We start from the raw sequence: 21,377 nt of genomic DNA on the forward strand, positions 1-21,377 counted from the left end.
TGTAGTGTGGTCTAACCAATAACACAAATTAATAGCTTTGGCTTCTTTATCTGATAGTTTATTGCTAACTTTGCAGTAGTAGAACTACAATCAACTCAATAATATTTGTTGTTAATTATAGCTATTAGATAGAATAAAAAGAATGAACGTAGAGAAGTACAGTGCTATTTTAGAGAACGAAGAGGGGTTGAGCCGCACCCTGGGAATGCACTTTATATCAACCCCGGAACCCGACACGTTGATGGCAAAGATGGCTGTCGGCGACAGAAACAGGCAAACGTTTGGTTTCCTTTCCGGTGGTGCAACATTGGCATTGGCGGAGAATGTGGCAGGTTTAGGCTCCATGGTGCTTTGCGATGGTAAGATGGCTTTGGGCATAAATGTAAGTGGAAACCACGTAAAGGCAGTGCCTTACGGAGGTATGGTTACGGCTTATGCACGCATTTTGCACCAAGGCTACAAGCTGCATGTATGGCATATAGACGTAAAAGATGATGAAGGAGAACTTATTTCTTCGGTGCAAGTTACAAACTATATCGTCCATTCAAACAGAAAACTGTAGTTATAGGAGTTTTAGTCATGCGTTCGTTTGCTGTCTACCGCTTGCCTTTTGCCGAAGAATGTACAATGTTGGTGCGGCATTCCGCACCTTCAGAGTTGTCGTCGCTTACCGAATTAAACGGCAAGGAAGGCTTTGTAATTGCACCGTTCAGTCCATCAGCCGATTGTCCCATACTGCTTTTGCAGCCCGACGAAGTGCGTATGATGCCCGTAAAAGAGGTGCAGTCTTTAGCAAAAGAAAAGCAAGAAGCAAGCGAAAAAGAAGCAGACAGAGCGAAATATCACAGAGATTTCGCTGCCTTTCATAAAGAATTGGCAAACAACAAGTTTGCTAAAATAGTGCTCTCACGTTGTGTGCAGGAGCAAATTCCCCACGATTTACAACCCGAAGAGGTGTTTTGGCAGGCTTGCAAGAAGTATCCACGCCAGTTTGTAGCCCTCTTTTCCACCCCACAGTCGGGCATTTGGTTAATGGCAACGCCCGAAATACTGCTCGATGGCAATGGCACGGAATGGCGAACAATGGCTTTGGCAGGCACAATGCCTTACAATGAGAACGGAATAGAATGGTCGGCAAAGAACAAGGCAGAGCAACAGTACGTTTCTCTCTATATAAAAAGGTGCTTGGAACGCTGTGCCGATGAGATAAAGGAAGAAGGGGCATACACCACGCAGGCTGCCGACTTGGTGCATCTGCGCACCGACTTCAGTTTCAAGCTACGCCCCGATGCAGCCATAGGACAACTTCTGTCCGACCTTCACCCAACACCTGCGGTTTGCGGAATGCCCAAAGACGAGACAAAGGCATTCATTCTTGCCAACGAATCGAATAAAAGACTTTATTACAGTGGTTTTGCAGGACCGCTAAACCTACAAGGCAACACGCACATTTATGTGTCGTTGCGCTGTATGCAGATGCAAACAGGTGTCTGCAACCTGTATGCCGGTGGCGGAATACTGAAAGAAAGCACGGAAGAAAGCGAATGGAAAGAAACCGAAGCCAAGCTATCGACAATGCGACAACTACTTCGTTAAAACGCAATAATAAAGATGTTCAGTAACAAAGAGAACGTAAATATCCTGACGGCGTTGCTCGTTCAGCACGGCATAACGCAGGCTGTGGTGTGCCCTGGCTCGAGAAACTCGCCACTTGTGCATAATCTTTGTGAATGCAAAGATATAAAATGCTATCCTGTAACCGATGAACGGTCGGCAGCATTCTTTGCTTTAGGCGTTGCTATAAGTACCCATTCGCCCGTTGTTGTTTGCGTTACGTCAGGGTCGGCACTGCTGAACGTCGCACCTGCCGTGACAGAAGCGTATTATCAAAACCTACCTTTGATAGTGGTTTCAGCCGACCGTCCCCAGCAATGGATAGGGCAATCGGACGGACAAACCATGCCACAAGCCAACGCTCTCGCTCCGTTTGTGCGCAAGAGCGTCCACCTTATCGAACCCAAAACGAAGGAAGAACATTGGTATTGCAACCGTTTGGTAAACGAAGTTCTCATTGAATGCAAGCGATTTGCGTATGCCCCAGTACATATCAACGTACCAATAAGCGAGCCGTTATTCGATTACGATGTGGCAACCTTGCCCACAGAACGACATATTTCTGCTACATCTGTCTGCAACGACAATGCTGCCGTAGCCGATGTTGTAACGATGGTGCGACAGGCGCAACGTCCTTTGCTTATCATCGGGCAGGAAGCGTGGGCTGATATGAAGGCGGAATTAGTAAGGTTGCGCCAACACATCGTGGTGATACAAGACAAGCTTTCCGATGTTACTGACACCGCACCGCAGCTTGTCGATGCGGCAATAACAATTGCAGAAGACACGGAAGCATTGCGCCCAGACCTTATTATATATATGGGCGGCACGTTGGTGAGCAAGCAGTGCAAACAGTTCTTGCGGAGTTGCACCCCGAAAGATTCTATTTTGATAGACCCACGTGGCGATATTCGCGACACATTCACCAACCTTACCGCCGTAGTTCAGTGCCAGAGCGATGCTTTCATCAAGGCGTTGGCAAGCGGTTTGGAAGATTTTGCAACTTCAAAGTTCTATCACGGTTGGCAAAAGGCTTTGAACAATGCCGCAGCCACTGCGCAATCGTACGTTCCAACTTATTCGCAGATGTTGGCAGTAAAGCGTTTTCACACGCTATTGCAGCAAAACAACGATGCCAAAGCATTGGTTTACGGGAACAGTTCGGCAGTTCGCTTGGGCAATTTCTTCTCGTCCGACTACATTTTTGTAAACCGTGGGGTAAACGGAATAGAGGGAACGCTCTCCACTGCAGTAGGTATGGCAGCGGCAAACAAAGACAAACGTGTGTTCTGCGCTATAGGCGACTTGAGCTTTTTCTACGACCAAAACGCCTTGTGGAACAGCAATTTGGGCGACAACCTTTCCATCTTGCTGCTCAACAACAGTGGTGGCGGTATCTTTCAGCAACTGTCAGGATTGGAAAAATCGGCACACCGAGCTGCGATAATGGGTGCTGGCGTAAGCGTTACCGCCAAAGGAGTATGCCAAACGCATAACATAGGCTACCTTTCGGCAACCAATTCGGAAGAGTTGGAAAACTGTTTGGCAGCGTTTCTCAACATCAGAAAAAGTTCCGTACTATTGGAAGTGTTCACCGATCCCGAAAAAGATGCCAAGGCGTGGAGCACATTTTACAAGCAATTAGAAAAGAAACAATAAATAAAAACAATCATAATATGGCTAACAGAGAATGGAAAACCATCGAAGGTTTCGACTTTAAGGAAATCCTTTTTGAGGAATACAACCACATAGCAAAGATAACAATCAATCGCCCACGCTATCGAAATGCGTTCACACCGCTAACGGTTTGGGAGATTTCACAGGCGTTTTCGTACTGTCGTGAGGCTTTAAACATTCGTGTAGTGCTACTTACAGGTGCAGGCGACAAAGCCTTTTGCGCAGGTGGCGATATGAATGTGAAAGGTCGTGGCGGCTATGTCGGTGGCGACGGAGTACCCCGTTTGAATGTGTTAGATGTACAAATGCAAATCCGCCGCTTACCCAAGCCTGTCATTGCTATGGTAAACGGCTTCGCAATCGGTGGCGGACACGTGCTCCACGTTATGTGCGACCTAAGCATTGCATCAGAAAATGCAATCTTTGGGCAGACTGGTCCGAAGGTAGGTTCGTTCGATGCAGGCTTCGGAGCATCGTATCTTGCACGCATAGTAGGACAGAAGAAGGCACGCGAAATATGGTTCTTGTGCCGTCAATACTCTGCGGCTGAGGCTGAACGTATGGGGTTGGTAAACAAGGTTGTACCTTTCGATAAGCTCGAAGACAAGTGCGTGGAGTGGGCAGAAACCATGATGGAACGCTCGCCATTGGCTTTGCGTATGATAAAAGCAGGACTGAATGCCGAGTTAGACGGTCAGGCGGGCATTCAGGAACTTGCTGGCGATGCCACAATGCTTTACTATACAATGGACGAAGCGCAAGAAGGAGGACGTGCTTTCTTAGAGAAACGCAAGCCAGACTTCGACAAATACCCTCAATTTCCATAAGCAGCGATGCGCAAAATAACGATTACTTCCAAGCTGTTACACTTTCTTCAGCCTGCAGGAACGTCGCGTGGAGTATATAATACACGTCTTAGTTTCTACTTGAAACTTACCTCCGACGAGCAACCCGATGTGGTCGGAGTGGGCGAATGTGCCACGCTGCCCGACCTTTCTTGCGATGCGATGCCACCAAACGAATACGAACGCAAGCTGAGAACGTTCTGCGATGAGTACGAACGTACAGGGGTAATCGATTATGAAGCAATGCGCGCCTATCCATCTATGCTCTTCGGACTTGAAACAGCAGTGGCACAGTTCAACGCTAAAGGCAGTTTAAACTTCTTCGACACACCTTTCGGACGTGGCGAAGAAGGCATTCCAATCAATGGTTTGGTATGGATGGGAACGTTCGAGGAAATGTTTGAACGTTTGGAAGCCAAGCTAAAGGCAGGTTTCCGCTGCATAAAGATAAAGATTGGAGCGATTGATTTCGACCGAGAACTGCAACTCATACGCCACATTCGTTCCACTTTCAGCCGCAACGACGTCGAGTTGAGAGTGGACGCAAATGGCGGTTTCACACCCGAAGAGGCACTTTCGCGAATGGAAGCGTTGGTTCAATACGACATTCATTCCATTGAGCAACCGATAAAGCAGCACCAATGGACGGAAATGGCACGCCTTTGCACTACGACACCTTTACCAATAGGGCTCGACGAAGAACTGATTGGAGTGAACGAAAGGCAGAAAAAGATTGAATTATTAGACACAATCCGTCCTCAATACATTGTTTTGAAACCCAGTTTGCACGGCGGAATGGCAGGAACGGCGGAATGGATACAACTCGCTCGTGAAAGAAACATTGGCTCTTGGATTACTTCTGCCCTCGAAAGCAACGTCGGTCTTAACGCCATAGCGCAATTGACAGCAAGCATTTACGGCACAAACATACGCCACGCTCAAGGTTTAGGCACGGGACAACTGTTCGCCGACAACATAGAAATGCCTTTAAAAGTTATCGACGACAAGCTTTGGATAGTGCAATAACAGCACGATTGAGCGTAAACAGACAAGAAAGAAGAGTTTGAAAGTGGGAATTTTAAACGAAGAAACAGCAATGACTTTAGAGCAATTTCTTAGCGAATGGCACAGCGAAGCCCCCACTTTACTTGTTCATACGAGTGGTTCGACAGGGCAGCCAAAGCCGTTGCATGTCGAAAAAGCACGTATGCTGAACTCTGCACGCATCACTTGCGACTTTCTCAAGTTACGCCCCAACGATACAGCCTTACTGTGTATGCCACTCGATTACATTGCTGGGAAGATGGTTGTGGTACGTAGCATAGAGCGAAAGCTGCGTCTGCTGAGCGTGAAACCATCAGGAAACCCACTTTCCGATGCTTCGCTTGCTCAGCTTTCAGACCCCGATGAACCCATCACCTTTGCAGCAATGGTGCCTTTGCAGGTATTCAACACACTGCAAAACAGCAAGGAACGCGAGCGATTGCAGCGCATTCGCCATTTAATAATAGGTGGAGGAAGCATTGACGATGAACTTTCTGCACAGTTAAAAGACTTCCCGAATGCGGTATGGAGCACTTACGGTATGACGGAAACGCTCTCGCACATTGCCCTTCGTCGCTTAAACGGAAGCGAACGTAGCGATTGGTACACGCCATTCGACGGCGTAGCGTTGTCGCTGAACGATGATGGCTGCCTCGTAATCAGTGCGCCAGCCGTCTGTTCTCAACGTTTGGCGACCAACGACATAGCTGAATTGCGCATGACAGAGGCAGGACGAACCGAGTTCCGTATATTGGGACGCAAAGACAACACCATCAATACAGGCGGAATAAAGGTGCAAATGGAAGAAGTGGAACAGACATTGCTCCCTTATCTCGCTGCTCCATTCCTAATAACGAAGCGTAAAAACAAGAAGTTTGGTGAAGAAATAGTACTCCTGACCGAAGCTAATGACTTGGAAGAAGTACGTGCCGCCTGTGTGAAAGCATTGCCACGATACTGGCAACCTGCACATTATCAACACACAGACCAACTTCCAACCACCGAAACAGGTAAGATTGCCCGTGCAAAAGCCTTGCAGATGGTAGACCAACCCACCAATACGAAGTAACCCAACTTAGGCAAAACGTTTCAAGCAACCTGCAAACCAACCTCCAAAGCACAGCCCTACCCCTCTCTTAAAAAGTCTAAAGCTTCTTTTATCTCGTCTTCTGTCGCTGTCTGATTAATGGAAACTTTGCCTAAATCTTGCAATAAAGTAAAGTTAATCGTGCTGTTCACATTCTTCTTATCGTGCTTCATAAGGTCGATTAACGCATCGTAGTCGTTGCAGGAAATGGCAAATTCTCCATAATTGGCTTTGATAAAATTAACCGTTTTCCGCATTATATCAGTCGGAAAACCTTGTTTTACAACCGAAAGATAAAGCTCGCAGACAATTCCGTATGCCACTGCATAGCCGTGAAGGATAGGTTTTCGCGTCATTGCCCACGCTTCAAAGCTATGCCCAAACGTATGTCCGAAGTTCAAAGCCTTCCTTATGTGCTTCTCGTGGGGGTCTTGTTCCACTATCTTTTCTTTTATTTCGACACTCTCTTTCAGCATTTCGGCGAGCTGTCGCAAGTCGAACGTATCGGTGTCGAAAGCCAATAGCGTTGCCAATGCTCCCTTTTCGGCTATCAACCCGTGTTTCAGCATTTCGGCATAACCGCTCAACAGATTTTCACGGTCGAGCGTTTCCAACCATTGTGTATCGATAATAATAGTTTGAGGGAAAGCGAATGCTCCTATTTCGTTTTTCAATCCACCAAAGTTTATACCAGTTTTGCCTCCTACACTCGCATCTACCATAGCCAACAATGTGGTTGGTACGTTTACGAAGTTAATGCCACGCTTGAATGTAGCTGCTGCAAAGCCACCAAGGTCGGTTACCATTCCACCACCAAGATTTATAAGCATTGAATGCCTGGTAGCCTTTGCAGTTTGTAAAACCTTCCACACACAGGAGAGCGACGATAAGTTTTTGTTTACATCTGCACTTGGAATAGTTATGGGTTGTGCTTTTTTAAGACATTCGAAGTGTTTTATCCTATTATAGCACATTCCGATTGTTGTATCGTCGGCAAGAACAAATATCTTATCTGGATTACATTTTGCTATGGAATCTGAAAGACTTTGCTCGAATTTATGTGTAAAAACAATTTGCTGCTTCATTCTCTTCTTTTATTTTAATTGCTCACAAATGTAATGCTTTTCTTTGTGTTCTCGGTAGCTTTGGTTGGCTTTTTTTGTGGCTCAGTAGAAAAGAAGTGGAGGATTCTTTAGGAAAGAAGATTATTGTAATGAATTGCTCTCTTATGTAACATAATATCGAACAACATAGTGTTTATCAAACACTTATAATGATATTCAAATTAAAGCAATGCAGAATAAAAGATTTCATATTACTCAGCTGATAAATATATTTCGAGTATTAGACTATAAAATAATAAAGGTTGTAGTTTGTTGTGATATCTAATTTGAAAATAACAGATATCTAAAGCGAACGTGACAGATATCTAAAACGCAACTGACAGATATCTGAGACGAACGCGACAGATATCTAAAACGCAACTGACAGATATCTGAGACGAACGCGACAGATATCTAAAAGAAAAGTAACTACATTTGACGGGCTTTTATAAATATCAGCGACATTCCATTTGATTAGCGTGTAGACAGTAGACGCTGCTTATAATTTTTCCACTTCTTTTCTACTGATTTCTTTTTGCACTTGTGGTATATATAAACAAAAATAGGAGACGATGTTCCTTTCGGGCATTATCTCCTATTTATAAATTTCTTATCCGTATTACTTAACTAACTTTAAGTCATAGTTAAGGTCTTTTGTTGCGGCTTCTTCCAACTGGTCGTTCACCATACGAAGTGTAGAGTCGTTAGCTTGCAAGAAGTAGAGAGCATCATCTTTACCTGTTGTAAACTTGTAGCCAACTTTCTTCTGTCCTTTAACGTCTTTCTCTATCTTCTCTGCTTTACCTGTATAGTTGAGCACCTTATCCTTACCCTTTTCAGCTTTTAGATAGGTTTCCTTTATGCTGAAACCGTTTGTGCTGTCGTTTGCCAATGCAATTTCGTAGCGTATACCTGGACCATCGGCTGCAGGAACTTCGCCTGCATAACGCATAGAGTCAGTAGCTTCAACCTTTGTTGTATCGCCTGCTTTAGCATCAGCATTTTGTTTTCCCTTCTGCTGGCATGCAACCATTGTGGCGCAAACTGCCATTAAAATGAATACTTTCTTCATATCTTTTTATTGCTTTAAAAATAATATGTGCAAAGATAAACGATAATCTTTTATATCATCAAACTATTTCTGTTAATTACGTTTAATCTAACAAAAATATGACATAAAGCAAATCTCTATAGCCTTATATTAATGTTTATTGTACAGATATTTGTAATACTTACTTATGTCGGTTAGCCCTTTGTTGTCTATACTTTGCTTTCTGCTTCGCACTTCCAGAACCATGAGCGCCTGTTATGTATTTCTTTTTTTTTGCTTTAGTTTTTATTTTACCATCATCGGCTTTGGCTTTAGGTGCTCCTCTGAAAACCATTCCGTTTTCTATAATTTCGTCTATATCGCTCATACTTTATGTATTTACTCAATCTGGCTTATATTTTATTAATGATGGAACAAACGCACACCTGTAAATGCCATTGCTATGCCATACTTGTTACATGTTTCTATAACATGGTCGTCGCGTATGCTGCCTCCAGCTTGGGCAATATATTCAACACCACTCTTGTGTGCACGCTCTATATTGTCGCCAAAGGGGAAGAATGCATCTGACCCTAAAGCCACTTGTTTGTTCTGTGCTATCCACGCCTTATGTTCGGTTAAGGTTAATGGTTCAGGCTTCTCGGTAAAGAAGAGCTGCCATGTTCCTTCCTGTAAAAGGTCTTCGTACTCGTCAGATATGTACACATTGATGGAGTTGTCGCGGTCGGCACGGCGTATTCCGTCTTTAAAAGGTAGGTTCATGACCTTAGGACACTGACGCAACCACCATTCGTCTGCTTTATTGCCTGCCAGACGCGTGCAATGAATACGACTTTGTTGTCCAGCCCCTATACCAATGGCTTGTCCGTCTTTAACATAACACACAGAGTTGCTTTGCGTATATTTTAGCGTAATAAGTGCTATGACAAGATTACGACGAGCCTCTTCCGGGAATATCTTGTTTGTAGTAGGAATATTCTCGAAGAGTTTAGGCTCATCGAGTCGAATTTCGTTTCTGCCTTGTTCGAAAGTTATGCCGAACACTTGCTTGCGTTCTATGGGAGCTGGTTTATAGGTAGGGTCTATCTTTATGACATTATAGTTGCCTTTGCGCTTCTTCTTCAGTATATGGAGAGCCTCTGGTGTATAGTCAGGGGCTATGACACCATCGCTTACCTCGCGGTTGATAAGTCGGGCGGTAGCTTCGTCGCAAGTGTCGCTCAGTGCACAGAAATCACCATACGAACACATACGGTCGGCACCTCTGGCACGTGCGTACGCCGAAGCGAGCGGAGTAAGTTCGAAGTCGTCTACGAAGTATATCTTCCTTAATGTATCGCTCAATGGCAGACCAATGGCTGCTCCAGCCGGGCTGACATGTTTAAACGATGCTGCGGCAGGCATACCTGTGGCTTCTTTCAGTTCTTTCACTAATTGCCAACTGTTGAGTGCATCAAGAAAGTTTATATAGCCGGGACGACCATTCAGCACTTCGATGGGCAACTCTCCTTCGTCTACGAATATGCGCGAAGGCTTTTGGTTGGGATTGCAACCATATTTAAGTTCCAATTCTTTCATAGTTCAATGATGTATATATGAATGACAGACCTTTATTGAAGTTGCAAAGATAGACAAATAAAACGATATTTCTAAACTATAGTTCCATATTTTTATAGATTGTTTGTCAGGCGACTAATATAAAAGAAATTAAACTATTGTTTAGTTTTTTTAGAAAGCAATCTGCCACAGTGTGGGCATTTATGTATATCTTTGCCGACAAAATGACTTAAACATTACGATATGCGACGAAGAATATTGCTTGATTATCTAATGTCCATGCTTCCTGTAGGCTCCATGTTGCTTGTAGGTTGCGCAGGGTTATCCAAGAAAGGCGGTGCAGCAAATGACGATACCCTTAGTGTGATGGGTCGCTGGACTACCGAGATGCCTGCTGACTCGGCAGCAGAGATGGGCATCGAGCTGAAGGCAGACGGCGTGGCAGCCTCTGTCAATATGCCGACCTTGCCTTACGACCGTTGGCAAAAGGTGAACGACAGCACCGTTGCCATTCACGGAACAAGTATCTTCGATGGCGAGAGGACAGAACTTACCGACACTTTCCACATAGACAAGGAAAAGCAGACACTTAATCAACAAGGTACCGATATAGTGTATAAGCGTGCAAATTAATTAACAACAATAATATAGAAACGATGAAGAAATTATCTAATTTTGTGTGGCTCCTGGCGATAGCCTTAGGTGCTGCAATTGCATTAACAGCGTGTAGTAAAAACAGCGATGGTCCGGACGGAGGCGAAGACAAAGGTAAAGTAGAGGTAAACCCTACAAAGGTCTTTGTCAATGGTATGCCTAAAATAGTTGACGGCAGCGTCTTCACACGGGATTTCAAGGGGCGGTTGTCTTCCATATACAACAGAGAGGAGAATGTCTTAATTGCATTTGCCTACACCAGCAGCATCTTAGGTACCAAAGATGTGCCTAACGTGGTGATGACAGTAACCGATGCCGATGAAAGAACCGTGTACAACTTGTTCCTGAACAAAGATGGATTCGTGAAATACTGCGACGAAATCGACTACGAAAAAAAGGGCAATACTCCCAAGACGACAACATGGAACTTTGAGTACAATTCTGACGGACAGCTCATTAAGGCAGTGGAGTCAAAAGATGGCGTTAAGACATCGTCTACCATTGCTTACAATGACGGCGACGCCGTAGAAACAGTAACCATGTCGGAAAAGGACGGCAAGGAGACAGACCATTACAGGATTTACTATACTTCTAAAAAGGTAACTCTGCCTATCGAAAACAGAGGTTGCATAATGTCTTTCGACGTAGCTTTGGGGTTAGACCTGGACCATTTGCATGGTGCCTACTATGCAGGAATGTTGGGAAAAGCTACCAAGCATCTGCCAATATACAATATGGATAAAGACAACGACAAGACTACTTTCGATTGGATCCTCAACGGCAACGGATTCCCAACCAAGATTGTGGTTAAGGACGATGAAGGAAGAGAAGAATCAAACATTGTCTGGTAGAGATATATAAGGCTGAAGTCGTATAGAAAGAACCAAGGGCAACGAAGCGAATGTTTCGTTGCCCTTGTCGTTGTGTGGAGCCGAGTGGTACGTTTTGTTCTGCAAGCGGAGTCTTTGTCAGCGTTCCTTGTCGCCTCCCTTCCTGATTACGCGGAGTTCCACCGAGTTGGCAGCGGCGCGCATGGCTGCCTTTGGCGTGAAGATGATTTTGGGCGTCTTCAGGCTTTCGGCTGTTACTTCCTTCTCGCTGTCCATCATCTTCGATGGTACCATGATGCGGAACGAGCCAAGGTCTGCCAGGTCTACGCTCTGCCCCGATTCGAGTGCATCGCGCACGACTGCACTGAGACTGATGATAGCGTTGCTCACGTCGCCTGCCGAGAGCGATGTCTCGCGCACAATGCGGTCTATCACCATATTGCTTGTCAGGTGTTGTTGTGCTGTGGCTTGGGCGAAGTACACCGTCTGTCCCTTGCGCTTACCGATAAGTTGCATCTTTGACTTTATTTCAAATTCAATCATAGCTCTTAGTTGTTTATGTTATCACTTACTTAACGTTGTTCTTTCCCGTTTATTGTTCTCGTTCCTGAATACCCTCACGAGGGTATTGGTTGATACCCTCACGAGGGTGTTGATTGATACCCTCGTGAGGGTGTCCTAAGTCGCTTCCCCGTATGGGCAATCGGAGGTGTTATGTGTTTGCAACTGGAAGTCCCTCGTATATCTGTAGTCCGAACTCGTTGGCATAGGCATAGATGTGCTCGAGAATGTCGGACGTCTTCTGCTCGTAGCTCACCCAGTCGGTAGTACCGATGAAGAAGTATAGCTCTATGGGCACGCCGCTTTGCGTGGCTTCCAGCTGGCGGACAAGGAGAGTTGCCGACTTGCTTACGTCGTCGCGCTTCCTCAGGTAGGCTTCTATGTAGTGGCGGAAGAGTCCGATGTTCACCACTTCGCCCTCCGTTTCTTCCGGCGCGACCATGTTCTTGTCGGTCAGGTTCTGCCTTGTCTCACTGTTGAGGAGCCGGATGCTGTGCACGTCGAAGTATATTCTCTTGACTACCTGTCGCATGCCGCTGTCCGTCATTCCCTGCCAGTTCTTGAACGAGCCATTTACCAAGGTGAGGGGCGAGACGGTAGTATAGGTGTTGTCGAACTGCCGCACCTTCACCGTTGTAAGGGTAATGTCCACCACGTTTCCGTCAACGGGTGTGCCGGGCACGGTAATCCAGTCGCCCACGTGCACCATCTCGTTGCTCGTAAGGCGTATGCCGGCCACGAGCCCCTCTATGGTGTCCTTGAATACCAGCATCAGAACGGCTGACGTTGCACCCAGACCTGCGAACAGCGACATGGGGTTCTTGTTGAGCAAGATGCTGATTACCACGATGACGGCTATGAAAATGACGATGATGCGGAGCACGCCCAGAAACGAACGGAGGTACTGGCTGCCAGCACTGCCTTCTGACTGTCGCAGGTCGCGAAGGCGGTCTACAATCTGAAGGACCAGACGGGTGGAGTTGATGGCTATATAGACAGCCGTCAGCCGCAGCAGGGCGTCTTCCACAAAGGGATACTGGAAGAACACCTTGGGCAGCAGTTCCCAGATGACTACGGCAGGGACAATGCTGCAGGCCGTGTACAGGACGGTCTTGTCGAACAGTACGGAGTCCCACTCGAGACTTGTCTTCGAGGTGAGCTTTGTTACCAAGGGCACAAGCACCTTGCGGCAAAGGAAGCCCGCAAGGAACGCAAGGAGGAAAACGATGATTACTAACAACGCGTGGCGTATGACGTAGGCAGTGGTGTGCTCTACGTTGAGCGAAAGCAATGCGTGCTCTATAAATCTGCTGATGGTATGCATGACGTTATGTTTTGGTTGTTTGTTTTATGTTTGTTCTTTTCTGTGTCACTGGCTCAGTGCCACGCACACCTTGTTCTGCAAGTTGCGCATTGGTCTCTGGCGCATGCCGCCATTTACGATGATGGAGAAGCAGAGCCTGTGCCCGTTAGATGCTGTAAGGTAGCCTGCCAGCGAGCTTACGCCAAACACCGTGCCCGTCTTCGCATGCACGTTGCCCTGTGCGGGCGTGCCACGCATGCGCTTTCTCAGCGTGCCGTCCATGCCTGCAACGGGCAGTGCAGGCAGCAGGGTGTTGTAAATGTCTGGCTGGCTGTAGGCGAAGCGCAGCAGCTGCACTTCGAGCTCGGCACTGACATAGTTGTAGAGCGAAAGCCCGGAGCCGTCGGCTATGTTGTAGTCCGACGGCGACAAGCCCAACTTGCGTATCAGTGCGTTCACCTCTCTGCGTGCCTGCCTTGCCGAGTTCCATCTGCCTCCGTTGGCGGCTGCCAGCTGGTAGAACATCGACTCGGCATAGAGGTTGTTGCTCTTCTTCATCATGGTGTCCATCACCTCGCCGATGCTGTGTGTGCAAGTAGTTATGAGCGTCGTGCCGTCGGCAGGCAGTGTGCGTTCGCCCATCACTCCACCGGGTTCTACGCCTGTCTCGCGCAGCCGGCGGTAGAGCGTGCCGACAAAGTTGTCGTGGCTGCCCAGAAGCAGCGGGACGAGCTTGGGGTTCTTGTCGTCCCAGCACCAGCCGCTGCCTAATTCGTCTCTGTCCTTAAACGACAGGTCGGCGTAGATGTTGCCATTTATCCTGGTTATGTTCAGGGCTTTTATGGCCTGCGCAATGGCTGTGATGTCGGTGTTGGAAACCAGCGGGTCCATGCCCCCGACGCAGTAGATGTCGCCATTGAGCACGTGGGTAGAGTCGTCTATGCTGCCCGTATGGTATATGTCTGTGCGGTAGTTGTAGTTCGGTCCTAATCGGTAGAGGGCTGCAATTGCCGTTACGCACTTCATGGTTGAGGCTGGTCGCAGGTGCACTCGTTCGTTGGAGGCGTAGAGCAGTTTGTCGTCGGTCAGGTCCCATACCATCAGTCCCACCTGCATGGTAGACGCAATGTCTGCCTGCAATATGCTGTTCAGGCGTGTCGTAATGTTCTCTTGCCACGACAGGCCATTGTCTTCTTGAAAGGGGAGTATCGTGTCTTCTCCTTCGTCGTCGCTGTCGTTAGGCTGCTCGTTGCAGATAGTGGGCGTCTTGGGCGGCACACCTTGCAATATGCGCGCCACTTCTGTGCTGTCTATGTGCACTTGCGCCTGCAGCGGGAGTGCCAGCAGCGCACCAAGCATCAGGAGCTGTAAGTGTTTCAGTTTCATAACAAATTGTGTATTGTGGCAATGAAGGCTCTGCAATTGTCGGGTTGCAAGCTCATCACCTTGCCGTTCTTTAGTTCTATCAATATATAGCTGCCGAGATGGAAAGCCAGGGGAAGTTCGCTTATGTTGGCAATCTCTGCAATGTCTATGTACTTGGTCTTGGACACTCTGCCCTGTTTTACAGTCAGACGTTTGTCCGCCACAACATAGGTGGTGTGCAATGCGCGGTCTAAGGCAGTGGTTGTAAGTACAAGGAAGAGTACTCCCAGAACCACCAAGGCTGGATTGCTGCGATGCCAAAATCCGTAGAGCGTACCCATCAGGAATAACAGAATGGCACACCACTCTAACGGCATCACACGATGATTAAATGTTCTTGTCATTGTCTTAAGGGGCACGATATGCCCATCTTGAACAGATTATAACACTGCAAGCGCTCTGTCGAACCTGCGTTATTGAATAAGTTTCTCTTGCTTTAAGATTGTTTCGATGACACGAGGGAAATGCTCCATTTCCAAGATGTGTTCCTTGCCGGCAATATCGTCGGGTGTATCGTCGGGTGTAATGGGAGTACGGAACTGCGCAATGATTTCGCCACCATCGCACACGGTGCTTACCCAGTGGACGGTCATTCCGGTCTCGGTTTCGTTTGCCTTTCGCACAGCTTCATGTACATGATGTCCGTACATGCCCATGCCGCCAAACTTAGGCAGGAGGGCAGGGTGTAGGTTTATCATGCGACGTTGATAGACGGAAATGAGCCAGTCGGGTATCATCAGCAGAAATCCAGCCAGAACAATGAAGTCTATTCGATAGTCTGCCATAAGCTTCAACACTTTGTCCTTGTTGTTAAAGTCGGCTTTCGGCAATACAGCCGTTGGTACATTCAGCTTCTTGGCACGTACGAGTGCATACGCATCGGAACGATTGCTGACCACTAAGGCAATATGAACTTGTTTGTTGTGCTGGAAATACTGAATAATGTTTTCGCAATTACTGCCACTACCTGATACAAAGATTGCAATGTTCACCATATTTATATATATAATCTGTTTGTTTACTCTTCCTCGTCGTCGAAGTCATCGAAGCCGAAGAGTGCAGGGTCTACAAAAGCATCGAGCTTCCGCCTGTCTTTCTTGGTGGGACGACCGGTGCCACGTGCACGGTCTACGAAACCACTGATGCGGCTCATCTCTAAAAGTTCGTATTGCTTGGCATCGGTAACGTTCTTATATACTTCGGACACCAACTTAGCCCCGACGCGTTTCTCGATAGTCTGCAAAACCTCGAACGAATAAGTAATAGGAGGTTTCTTGACGCTTATCACTTCGCCTGCCTTAATGGTGTGCGACGGCTTCACATTAATGCCTTTAATGGTAACGCGCCCGTTCTTGCATGCGTCAGCAGCTATGCTTCTTGTCTTGAAAATACGTGCAGCCCAAAGCCATTTGTCTATTCTTGCAACGTCTGTCATTACTTTTTTCCTAACTTGTTGTATTGGTTCATTGTGATGTTGATACCAGCGAGAACGAAACTTTTAATGATGTCCACAGCGAGGTCTATGCTGGGTTGAAGTATTTTCATGTCGGCTTCGGTGTACTTTCCTAATACCCAATCAACCTGACCTCCTTTGGGATAATCGTTTCCGATACCCATACGGAGGCGCGCATAATTCTGACCAATTAGCTGCTGAATGTGCCCCAGACCGTTATGACCGCCATTAGATCCATTCGCTTTCAGGCGAAAAGCACCTAACGGCAGGGCAAGTTCGTCGGATACGACAAGCAAGCGGTTTTCGTCTATCTTCTCGTTGTTGAGCCAATAGCGCACGGCATTGCCCGATAAGTTCATGAATGTGGTTGGCTTCAGTAATATTATCTTGCGCCCTTTGAGGGTAGTTTCTGCAATAAAACCGTAACGCTTATCCTCAAAAACAATATTGGACGCCTTGGCAAAGGCGTCCAATACCATAAATCCTGTGTTGTGGCGAGTTCCCTCGTACTCACGCCCGGGGTTTCCCAAGCCACATATTAGAAACTTGTCCAATATTGTCTGTTCTGTTTAAAATGTATATTCAGATAGCCACAGTCTTGTCCCACATCTGTTATTCTAAGTTGCTATCCAAACTTGATGTAGCCTTATTCAGCTGATTCGCTTGCTTCTTCTTCCTCGTCGGTAGATGCAGAAGCAATGGCATTACGTGTATTCTTAATTGAACAAACGACTACGTCTTTAGGCGTTACAAGTTCAAGACCTTCGAAGCTCAAATCGCCAACCTTGATGCTCTTGCCAATACGAAGATTAGTAACGTTGATATCAAGAGTTTCCGGAATTTGTGCGTATGGAGCCTTAACATTGATCTTGCGGATAGACTTGTTCATACGACCACCATCGCGAACACCTTGTGCAAGACCTACATACTTAACAGGAACCCCCATAACAATTGGCTTAGTCTCATTTACTTCATAGAAATCGATATGCAAGACGGCATCAGTTGTTGGGTGGAACTGTATCTCCTTCATGACAGCTGCATGGTTCTTACCATCGATGTTCAACTCCACAAGGTAGATGTGAGGGGTATAAACCAACTTGCGAATCTCTGACATCGGAGACGCAAAAGACAAAGCGACTGGCTTGCCGTCTGCAGTAGCCTCACCATAAAGATTACATGGAATCATTCCTTCCTTACGAAGTTCCTTTGAAGCTTTTTTGCCTGTAGCTTCACGTTTCTTACCTGAAATAAGAATCTGTTTCATTTTTCTGTTTGTGTTACTCTAAATTAATAAATCATTTAATTCGCCATCACACACTGATATTGCTAAAATAACAAGTCGAAAGACCTTAAGTTTGCCATTATCAATTTGCAAAAAGCGTTGCAAAGTTATATTATTTCGATGAAATGAGCAAATATAATAATAAAAAACAAGAAAATAATGGCATTCTCTTGCAAGTAACAAGGAATTTTTCTACATTTGCAGAACATAATAGATTCACACAAAACACAACTTTAATACGGTAATGGTAAATAGAGATTTAATAAGAATAAAGGTCGTTCAGCTAACCTACGCTTACTATCAAAATGGAGAACGTAATATTGATAAAGCTGAGAAGGAACTGCTTTTCAGTCTGTCAAAGGCGTATGGACTTTATAATTATCTGTTATCTCTCATTGTTTCAATTACACAGGAAGAGCGCCGTCGTGTAGAAATATTGACGAATAGAGCACGACGCGAAGGTACAGAAGTTCCTTCTGACCGTTTTGCTTACAATAAGTTTGCTGTACAACTTGAAGAGAACAAACAACTAAATTTGTTTATTGATGGACAGAAATATCGTTGGGAAGACGATATGGAGACCGTAAGAAAACTTTGCGACCAAATAGAAGAAAGCACTATATACAAGGAATACATGGTAAGCGATGATGTCTCTTACGATGCCGACAGAGAGATATGGCGGAAGATATATCGTACACTTATACAGGGGAATGAGGACTTAGATGCTGTCCTCGAAGAAAAAAGCCTGTATTGGAACGATGATAAAGAAATTGTAGACACATTCGTTATTAAGACCATCAAACGTTTTGATCCTGTAAATAAAGCTAATCAGGAATTGCTGCCAGAGTTTAAAGATGAAGAGGATAGAGAATTCGCTGTAAAGCTTTTCCGTGCTACGATATTGAATGCTGATGTCTATCAGCGATATATGAGCGACACTAGTAGGAATTGGGACTTCTCACGTTTAGCCTATATGGACGTTGTTATTATGCAAATCGCCATTGCCGAAATGCTTACCTTTCCAAACATTCCACTCTCGGTTACTATAAATGAGTATGTAGAGCTTGCAAAGCTTTATAGTACTTCACGAAGCGGCGGCTACATCAACGGAATGCTCGATGCTATTGCACGTTATCTTATTGATACGGGTAAGTTATTGAAACAGATACCTGGACATAGACAACAACGTCGAAATAACGATCGGTGGGAGCGGAATAATAATTCTCGGAACGAAGACAATATGCGAAACGATTACCAGGAAGGACAGTTCCCACAAGGTGAGCATGATAAAGACCAATAATATAATAGGTAAATAAACGAAATTAAATAAAATAAGAAGAAATGAATACAGCTATTTTACTCGCTGCTCAAGCTGCAGGCAAGCAAGGAAGTGCAATGCCGATGATTGTTATGATGCTTTTTATCGGAGTTATTATGTGGTTTTTTATGATTCGTCCACAACAGAAAAAGCAAAAACAAATTCGCGCGTTCCAAAACGCACTTAAAGAAGGAGACTCTGTTGTTACAGGTGGTGGAATCTTTGGCAAGGTGAAGCGTATAGATATTAACTCTAATAAAATTGAAGTGGAAATTGCACGTGGCGTGGTTATCACTGTAGATAAAGGCTATGTGTTTGCCGATGCAGAGGCTATGCGTATGGGGCAGAATAAGTAATTGCTTGCAAATTAATAGTGGTAGATTCCATAAATGATAGATAGGAGACTACATATAACAAATTTAATCAGATATTTCTTGTCGAAATTAATCAACAAGGAATTTCTGGTTTTTTTGTTTTTCCTCCTATTGAGCGGATTGTTTTGGCTTACAAATGTGCTCGATGATTATTATGAACACGAATTTACCGTAGGTGTTAGATTGACCAAAATACCTAAGAATGTTGTTTTGACAAGTGAAATGGACTCTGTTGTCCGGGTTGTTGTACGCGACAAGGGGTATGTCATAGCCAGTTATATGTTTTACGGTGCCTTTCGACCATTGTCTTTCGATTTTGAAGCTTGTAGTCGGTCAGACAATTCGGGCGAGATTTCTGTTACCGATATACAACGATTGCTCTCTCAGCAGATGTATTCTAGCACGAAGGTAGTAAGCGTAAAGATGAATAATCTTACTTTTACTTACAATCATGGAAGACATAAGAAAGTACCTGTACGATTTCATGGGGTGGCAACTCCTGCAGAAGGCTATTATCTTGCTCGAATCCAGGTCGTACCAGAGAGTGTTACTGTCTATGCCACAAAACAAAAGTTAGATAGCATTAAATATGTGTCTACCGAACCATTAACGATATCTAACTTTGCTGAACCGAAAGCACAACAAGTTAGGATTGCGAAGATTAAAAATGTAAAGCCATTGCCTAATCATGTGAAGGTGCAGCTTTTCCCAGACATTCTTACTGAAGAATATGTAGAAGTGCCTATCCATGCCATTAATGTTCCAGCTGATAAAACTATGCGAATATTTCCAGGTAAAGTGAAAATAAGATTTGCCGTGGGAGCACAACGGCTGCGAACAATGCCTATAAACATTGAAACAAGGGAATTGTTACCCGAAGGCTTTAAGCTTATAGTAGATTATAAAGAGGTTGCCGACCGTAGGGCAGATAAATGCCATGTGTATCTTCAAGCTGCACCAAATGGAATACGCAATGCCCGTCCCATTGTAAATGTTGTAGACTATCTTATTGAACAAAAATGAAAGTTGCAATAACAGGCGGTATTGGTAGCGGAAAATCGTTTGTTTGCGAACGATTGCATAAGTTCGGCATTGCTGTTTATGATTGCGATGAGGCTGCAAAACGATTAATACGTACTTCAAATGATATCCAGGAAAGACTTTCTGATTTGGTAGGAGCAAAGGTTTTTGTTGGAGGAAAGCTGCAAAAAGCTGTGTTAGCATCTTTTCTTCTGCATGATAAGGCAAATGCACAAGCCGTTAACGATATTGTCCACCCAGCTGTCGCTGCCGATTTTGAACATTCAGGCTACGACTTTATTGAAAGTGCCATACTCTTTGATAGTGGTTTTATAAACCGTGTATCTATAGATAAGGTAATATGTGTAACGGCACCAATAGAGGTTAGAGTGCAACGCATTGTATATCGCGACCAGATAACGCCAGCAAAGGCTCAAGAGTGGATAAATCGTCAGTTGCCACAAAGTGAGATGTTGAAACTTAGTAATTATGAGATAGTAAACGATGGACAGCGCAACTTAGACTCACAAATACAAGCAATTATAGATGATATGGCGAAATTGAGTAAGTAATATATTTAATAAAAACATAATGAAACAAACAATTCTTTCGATTGCGGGCAAACCAGGACTCTACAAATTGGTGAGCCATGCAAAAATGAACTTAATAGTTGAGACTATTGATGAAAAGAAAAAGCGTATTCCAACTTTTGCAACCGACCGAGTAACGAGCCTTTCTGATATTTCAATGTTTACTGAAGGCGACGATGTTCCTTTGTACGAAGTATTAGTAAAAGTACGTGAAAAGGAGGGAGGAAAAGTTTCTTCGCTCGATTGGCGTAAGGCATCTGCTGAGCAACTGCAGAACTATTTTGCAGAAATTCTTCCCGATTACGACCGCGACCGTGTGCATAACAGTGATATTAAAAAGCTATTGCAATGGTATGATATTCTAATAAAGGGTGGTATTTCAAACTTCGAAGAAATTCTGAAGTCCGATAATGGAGACGGTACCAACGAATCCCAAGGTGACGAAAAGAAGGAAGGTTAAGAATATTTCTTCAACAGAGTTATAACAACGTTGTCTCTGCACTTTTCGCACAGAGACGACGTTGTTTTTTGTGATAAATCTAACATTTTGAATAATTTAGTGTAACTTTGTACTATTAAACTTAAACAC

Annotated in this window: 25 protein-coding genes; 13 read left to right on the plus strand and 12 right to left on the minus strand. The window is 45.0% G+C overall.

The features are described 5' to 3' along the window. The first annotated feature begins 142 nt into the window (after window positions 1-142). From RDV52_RS06380 to RDV52_RS06405, 6 genes are all read left to right on the plus strand, one after another. Window positions 143-562: a PaaI family thioesterase gene (locus RDV52_RS06380; protein WP_004364479.1), complete on the plus strand. Its 420-nt coding sequence runs from the start codon at window positions 143-145 to the stop codon at window positions 560-562. 17 nt (window positions 563-579) lie between these two features. Continuing rightward, window positions 580-1,596, plus strand: coding sequence for an isochorismate synthase (locus RDV52_RS06385; RefSeq protein WP_004366463.1), 1,017 nt, complete (start codon window positions 580-582; stop codon window positions 1,594-1,596). A 15-nt stretch (window positions 1,597-1,611) separates the two neighbouring features. Continuing rightward, complete coding sequence (menD, locus tag RDV52_RS06390) at window positions 1,612-3,273, plus strand: 2-succinyl-5-enolpyruvyl-6-hydroxy-3-cyclohexene-1-carboxylic-acid synthase (RefSeq protein ID WP_309149738.1); 1,662 nt, start codon at window positions 1,612-1,614, stop codon at window positions 3,271-3,273. Window positions 3,274-3,290: 17 nt separating this feature from the next. Next, a complete protein-coding gene (gene menB, locus RDV52_RS06395) occupies window positions 3,291-4,118 on the plus strand; it encodes a 1,4-dihydroxy-2-naphthoyl-CoA synthase (RefSeq protein ID WP_040556836.1) in 828 nt (275 codons plus the stop codon). A 6-nt stretch (window positions 4,119-4,124) separates the two neighbouring features. Next, window positions 4,125-5,162 carry an o-succinylbenzoate synthase gene (locus tag RDV52_RS06400; RefSeq protein WP_004366456.1) on the plus strand — a complete coding sequence of 346 codons (1,038 nt, stop codon included), beginning with the start codon at window positions 4,125-4,127 and terminating at the stop codon, window positions 5,160-5,162. 70 nt (window positions 5,163-5,232) lie between these two features. Continuing rightward, a complete protein-coding gene (locus RDV52_RS06405; protein WP_040557033.1) occupies window positions 5,233-6,249 on the plus strand; it encodes an AMP-binding protein in 1,017 nt (338 codons plus the stop codon). 56 nt (window positions 6,250-6,305) lie between these two features. Here RDV52_RS06405 and aroB read toward each other — a convergent pair whose 3' ends face one another. From aroB to RDV52_RS06425, 4 genes are all read right to left on the minus strand, one after another. Next, window positions 6,306-7,352 (minus strand): 3-dehydroquinate synthase, encoded by a 1,047-nt coding sequence (aroB, locus tag RDV52_RS06410; RefSeq protein ID WP_004366452.1) that lies wholly within the window; start codon window positions 7,350-7,352, stop codon window positions 6,306-6,308. 637 nt (window positions 7,353-7,989) lie between these two features. Then, window positions 7,990-8,442, minus strand: coding sequence for a copper resistance protein NlpE N-terminal domain-containing protein (locus RDV52_RS06415; RefSeq protein ID WP_004364486.1), 453 nt, complete (start codon window positions 8,440-8,442; stop codon window positions 7,990-7,992). A 160-nt stretch (window positions 8,443-8,602) separates the two neighbouring features. Beyond that, on the minus strand, window positions 8,603-8,788 hold the full coding sequence (locus tag RDV52_RS06420) for a hypothetical protein (RefSeq protein ID WP_004366450.1): 186 nt from the start codon (window positions 8,786-8,788) through the stop codon (window positions 8,603-8,605). Window positions 8,789-8,823: 35 nt separating this feature from the next. Further along, window positions 8,824-9,999 (minus strand): phosphoribosylaminoimidazolecarboxamide formyltransferase, encoded by a 1,176-nt coding sequence (locus RDV52_RS06425; protein ID WP_004366448.1) that lies wholly within the window; start codon window positions 9,997-9,999, stop codon window positions 8,824-8,826. A gap of 222 nt (window positions 10,000-10,221) precedes the next feature. Between RDV52_RS06425 and RDV52_RS06430 the strand changes: the two genes are divergently transcribed. Then, entirely contained in the window at window positions 10,222-10,611 is a 390-nt protein-coding gene (locus RDV52_RS06430; protein WP_115098568.1) for a lipocalin family protein, read from the plus strand. 23 nt (window positions 10,612-10,634) lie between these two features. After that, window positions 10,635-11,483, plus strand: coding sequence for a DUF4595 domain-containing protein (locus RDV52_RS06435; RefSeq protein WP_004366446.1), 849 nt, complete (start codon window positions 10,635-10,637; stop codon window positions 11,481-11,483). A 117-nt stretch (window positions 11,484-11,600) separates the two neighbouring features. Here RDV52_RS06435 and RDV52_RS06440 read toward each other — a convergent pair whose 3' ends face one another. The 8 genes from RDV52_RS06440 to RDV52_RS06475 form a co-directional block, all read right to left on the minus strand. Next, a complete protein-coding gene (locus tag RDV52_RS06440; RefSeq protein WP_004366444.1) occupies window positions 11,601-12,005 on the minus strand; it encodes an HU family DNA-binding protein in 405 nt (134 codons plus the stop codon). A 169-nt stretch (window positions 12,006-12,174) separates the two neighbouring features. After that, window positions 12,175-13,347 carry a mechanosensitive ion channel family protein gene (locus RDV52_RS06445; protein WP_004366443.1) on the minus strand — a complete coding sequence of 391 codons (1,173 nt, stop codon included), beginning with the start codon at window positions 13,345-13,347 and terminating at the stop codon, window positions 12,175-12,177. A 45-nt stretch (window positions 13,348-13,392) separates the two neighbouring features. Continuing rightward, the gene (gene dacB, locus RDV52_RS06450) at window positions 13,393-14,712 is read right to left on the minus strand and encodes a D-alanyl-D-alanine carboxypeptidase/D-alanyl-D-alanine endopeptidase (protein ID WP_004362144.1); all 1,320 of its coding nucleotides are present in this window, start codon (window positions 14,710-14,712) and stop codon (window positions 13,393-13,395) included. Continuing rightward, entirely contained in the window at window positions 14,709-15,095 is a 387-nt protein-coding gene (locus RDV52_RS06455; RefSeq protein WP_040556833.1) for a PH domain-containing protein, read from the minus strand. The genes dacB and RDV52_RS06455 overlap by 4 nt, the downstream gene beginning before the upstream one ends. A gap of 69 nt (window positions 15,096-15,164) precedes the next feature. Continuing rightward, on the minus strand, window positions 15,165-15,746 hold the full coding sequence (purN, locus tag RDV52_RS06460) for a phosphoribosylglycinamide formyltransferase (protein WP_004366441.1): 582 nt from the start codon (window positions 15,744-15,746) through the stop codon (window positions 15,165-15,167). Between the two features lie 23 nt (window positions 15,747-15,769). After that, entirely contained in the window at window positions 15,770-16,186 is a 417-nt protein-coding gene (locus RDV52_RS06465) for an RNA-binding S4 domain-containing protein (RefSeq protein ID WP_004362141.1), read from the minus strand. Beyond that, window positions 16,186-16,758 (minus strand): aminoacyl-tRNA hydrolase, encoded by a 573-nt coding sequence (gene pth / locus RDV52_RS06470; protein ID WP_004366440.1) that lies wholly within the window; start codon window positions 16,756-16,758, stop codon window positions 16,186-16,188. The genes RDV52_RS06465 and pth overlap by 1 nt, the downstream gene beginning before the upstream one ends. Window positions 16,759-16,850: 92 nt before the next feature. Continuing rightward, window positions 16,851-17,468 (minus strand): 50S ribosomal protein L25/general stress protein Ctc, encoded by a 618-nt coding sequence (locus RDV52_RS06475; RefSeq protein ID WP_004366439.1) that lies wholly within the window; start codon window positions 17,466-17,468, stop codon window positions 16,851-16,853. A gap of 262 nt (window positions 17,469-17,730) precedes the next feature. Between RDV52_RS06475 and nusB the strand changes: the two genes are divergently transcribed. The 5 genes from nusB to RDV52_RS06500 are packed head-to-tail and all read left to right on the plus strand — an operon-like array spanning window position 17,731 to window position 21,248. Beyond that, window positions 17,731-18,786, plus strand: a complete 1,056-nt coding sequence (gene nusB, locus RDV52_RS06480) for a transcription antitermination factor NusB (protein WP_004366437.1) — start codon at window positions 17,731-17,733, stop codon at window positions 18,784-18,786. Window positions 18,787-18,827: 41 nt separating this feature from the next. Further along, window positions 18,828-19,160 (plus strand): preprotein translocase subunit YajC, encoded by a 333-nt coding sequence (gene yajC / locus RDV52_RS06485; RefSeq protein ID WP_004366436.1) that lies wholly within the window; start codon window positions 18,828-18,830, stop codon window positions 19,158-19,160. Window positions 19,161-19,193: 33 nt separating this feature from the next. Beyond that, window positions 19,194-20,201: a CdaR family protein gene (locus RDV52_RS06490; protein WP_004366435.1), complete on the plus strand. Its 1,008-nt coding sequence runs from the start codon at window positions 19,194-19,196 to the stop codon at window positions 20,199-20,201. Then, the gene (gene coaE, locus RDV52_RS06495) at window positions 20,198-20,770 is read left to right on the plus strand and encodes a dephospho-CoA kinase (protein ID WP_004366434.1); all 573 of its coding nucleotides are present in this window, start codon (window positions 20,198-20,200) and stop codon (window positions 20,768-20,770) included. The genes RDV52_RS06490 and coaE overlap by 4 nt, the downstream gene beginning before the upstream one ends. A gap of 19 nt (window positions 20,771-20,789) precedes the next feature. After that, a complete protein-coding gene (locus tag RDV52_RS06500; RefSeq protein WP_004366433.1) occupies window positions 20,790-21,248 on the plus strand; it encodes a DUF5606 family protein in 459 nt (152 codons plus the stop codon). The last annotated feature ends 129 nt before the right edge of the window (window positions 21,249-21,377 follow it).

Origin of the sequence: Prevotella nigrescens (assembly GCF_031191185.1) — a bacterium.
Lineage (GTDB): Bacteria > Bacteroidota > Bacteroidia > Bacteroidales > Bacteroidaceae > Prevotella > Prevotella nigrescens.